The organism is Allobosea sp. TAB14 (genome assembly GCF_052113865.1).
Classification (GTDB): Bacteria; Pseudomonadota; Alphaproteobacteria; order Rhizobiales; family Beijerinckiaceae; genus Allobosea; species Allobosea spartocytisi.
This window is the reverse complement of record NZ_JBFRDQ010000312.1, coordinates 1-2,635: the sequence shown is the minus strand read 5'-3', so window position 1 is coordinate 2,635 and position 2,635 is coordinate 1. Positions and strand designations below refer to the sequence as shown.

At 66.5% G+C, this 2,635-nt stretch carries 3 protein-coding genes; all 3 read left to right on the top strand.

The window, feature by feature from the left end:
* Positions 1-246: 246 nt before the first annotated feature.
* Positions 247-1,170, top strand: coding sequence for a hydroxymethylglutaryl-CoA lyase (locus AB4Y99_RS26945; RefSeq protein ID WP_441525492.1), 924 nt, complete (start codon positions 247-249; stop codon positions 1,168-1,170).
* Complete coding sequence (locus tag AB4Y99_RS26940; RefSeq protein WP_441525491.1) at positions 1,167-2,318, top strand: CaiB/BaiF CoA transferase family protein; 1,152 nt, start codon at positions 1,167-1,169, stop codon at positions 2,316-2,318. The genes AB4Y99_RS26945 and AB4Y99_RS26940 overlap by 4 nt, the downstream gene beginning before the upstream one ends.
* A gap of 20 nt (positions 2,319-2,338) precedes the next feature.
* A partial coding sequence (locus tag AB4Y99_RS26935) for an ABC transporter substrate-binding protein (RefSeq protein WP_441525490.1) occupies positions 2,339-2,635 on the top strand: 297 nt, incomplete at its 3' end.

Here is a 2,635-nt window from a genome sequence, read left to right as displayed (position 1 = left end):
TGCCAAGGCGATTGGCGAGTCGATGCTCGAACAGCCGCTCGCCGCGCCGGATGTTCTCGCTGCGGGCGATTTCGATGATCTGGCCCGCGAGCTCGATCGTCTTTGCCGAAGTCGAAATCCCTTCGTCCATGCCCTGCCCGCCACGATGCCTGCGCGGGACTCTATGCCCCGGACGGCGATTGACAATCCAATCGCAGGTTTTGTACTTTATAGCAACAAATGTCAAAATAATGCTCAGGGTAGGCTATGCGCGACGTCCAAATCTGCGAGGTCGGCCCCCGCGACGGGCTGCAACTGGTGCGGCAGGTGATGCCGACGCAAACGAAGCGGGAGTGGATCGAGGCGCTGGCGCGGTGCGGCTTCGGCGAAATCGACGCAACCAGCTTCGTGCCACCACAGGCCTTCCCGCAATTCGCCGATGCAGCGGAACTTGTGCAAACCGCGCGCGCGGTCAGCGCGCAATGGCGGGTCGGCGCGCTGGTGCCGAACGCCAAGGGCGCCGAGCGTGCGATCTCGGCCGGAGCCCAGATGCTCTACTGCATCGTCTCCGCCAGCCACAGCCACAGCATGGCCAATACGCGGCGCACCCGCGAGGAACAGGCGGAGATCGTCGGCGCCATCGTCGCGCAGGCGAAGCAACAGGCCAAAGCACCGCATGTGATGGGCGGCATCCCGACCGCTTTCGGCTGCTCGCTCGAAGGCCGTGTCGCCGAACGCGATGTCTGCCAGGTCGCCGAAGCGCTGGCTCGGCGCGGCGTCGACGAGATCGGCCTCGCCGACACGGTCGGCTACGCCGATCCGCGGCTCGTCCGTTCGCTCGTCAAGGCCGTCCGCAGCGCGGTCGGCCCGGAGATGCCGATCCGGCTGCATTTCCACGACACGATGGGGCTCGGCCTCGCCAATGTGCTGGCGGGACTAGAGGCCGGCGTCACCAGATTCGACGCTGCCTGCGGCGGGCTCGGCGGTTGCCCCTTCGCGCCCGGCGCCTCCGGCAACATCGCGACCGAGGATCTGGTCTTCATGCTCGAGCAGATGGGCCTGCGGACCGGGATCGATCTCGAACACCTGCTCGCGGCCACCGAAATACTCGCCGCAGCCCTGCCGGAGGAACGTATCCGCAGCCATGTCCGCGAGGCCGGGCTGCCGAAGGTCTATGGGGTGGCCGCGTGAACCCGCTGCCGCTCGAAGGGGTCCGGGTCATCGAGTTCTCGCAAATGGTGATGGGGCCATCCTGCGGGATGATCCTCGCCGATCTCGGCGCCGACGTGATCAAGGTCGAGCCGTCCAAGGGCGACCGGACACGCTTCTTCAAGAGCGTCGCCTCCGGCTTCTTCAACACCTATAGCCGCAACAAGCGCAGCGTCGTCATCGACACGGCGACGCCTGAGGGGCGTGAGACCGCCCGCGAGCTAATCGTGCGCGCCGACGTGCTGATCGAGAATTTCCGCCCGGGGCTGCTGGCCCGATACGGCCTCAACTACGAGACGCTCGCCCCCGACGCGCCCCGCCTGATCTATTGCTCATTGAAGGGCTACCTGCCGGGCCCTTACGAGAACCGCCTCGCGCTCGACGAGGTCGTCCAGATGATGGGGGGCCTCGCCTATATGACGGGGCTTCCCGGCAAGCCGATGCGCGCCGGCGCCTCCGTCAACGACATCATGGGCGGCATGTTCGGGGTCATCGCGATCCAGGCGGCGCTGGCCCAGCGCGAGCGCACTGGCAAAGGGGCTTACATCCAGAGCGCGCTGTTCGAGAACAATGTCTTCCTGATGGCGCAGGCGATGATGTTCGAAAGCGTCACGGGCGAGCGCTCCGTTCCGTGGTCGGTGAAGGAATCGCCCTGGCCGGTCTACGACCTGTTCGACACGAAGAGCGGCGACAAGATCTTCATCTCGATCGTCGGCGAGGAACATTGGGAAGGCTTCTGCCGCGCCTTTGGCCGCGAAGCTTGGCTTGGTGACCCGCGGCTCGCGACCAGCCAGGGCCGCGTCGACAATCGCGGCTGGATCATCCCCGAGATCAGGTCGATCGTGGCGGGCTACGACCTAGCCGAGATCAGCACCATCCTGGAGCGGCTGGAACTGCCCTTCGCGCCGGTCAACACGCCGGGCGACCTGTTCGACGATCCGCATCTCAACGCCTCGCAGGGGCTGCTTGAGCTGACCTTGAACGACGGGCGCACCGTCAAGACGCCGGCGCTGCCCTTCACCTTCGACGGCAGCCGCCTGACCAAGCGCCGCGATCCACCCATGATCGGCCAGCACACCGAAGAGGTGCTGGCCGAACTGCAAGACCGGAAAACCGGCACCGCGAACTGACAATGTCCAGGGAGGACGCCATGAAGATCACACGTCGAGACCTGCTGGCGGGGGGCGGTTCATTCGCAATGGCCGGCCTCATTCCCGCCGCGGCAGGCGCCCAATCGGCGACAGCCTCGCTCGCTTATGGGCCGCAGACACCCGTCTATGCCCTCGGAGCGATCGCCGAGGCGCGCGGCTTCTTCAAGGCCGAGAAGCTCGATCTCAAGCTGGTTGTCGGCAACGCCGGCACCCATGGCCGCCAGACGCTGGCGGCCGGCCAGGCGCTGTTCGCCCATGGCGACGCCAGCCACCCGCTGCAGCTCTCGACGCGGGGC

Coding starts and splice junctions, on each gene's coding strand:
- AB4Y99_RS26945 (WP_441525492.1), top strand. CDS start 247: ATGCGCGACGTCCAAATCTGCGAGGTCGGCCCCCGCGACGGGCTGCAA.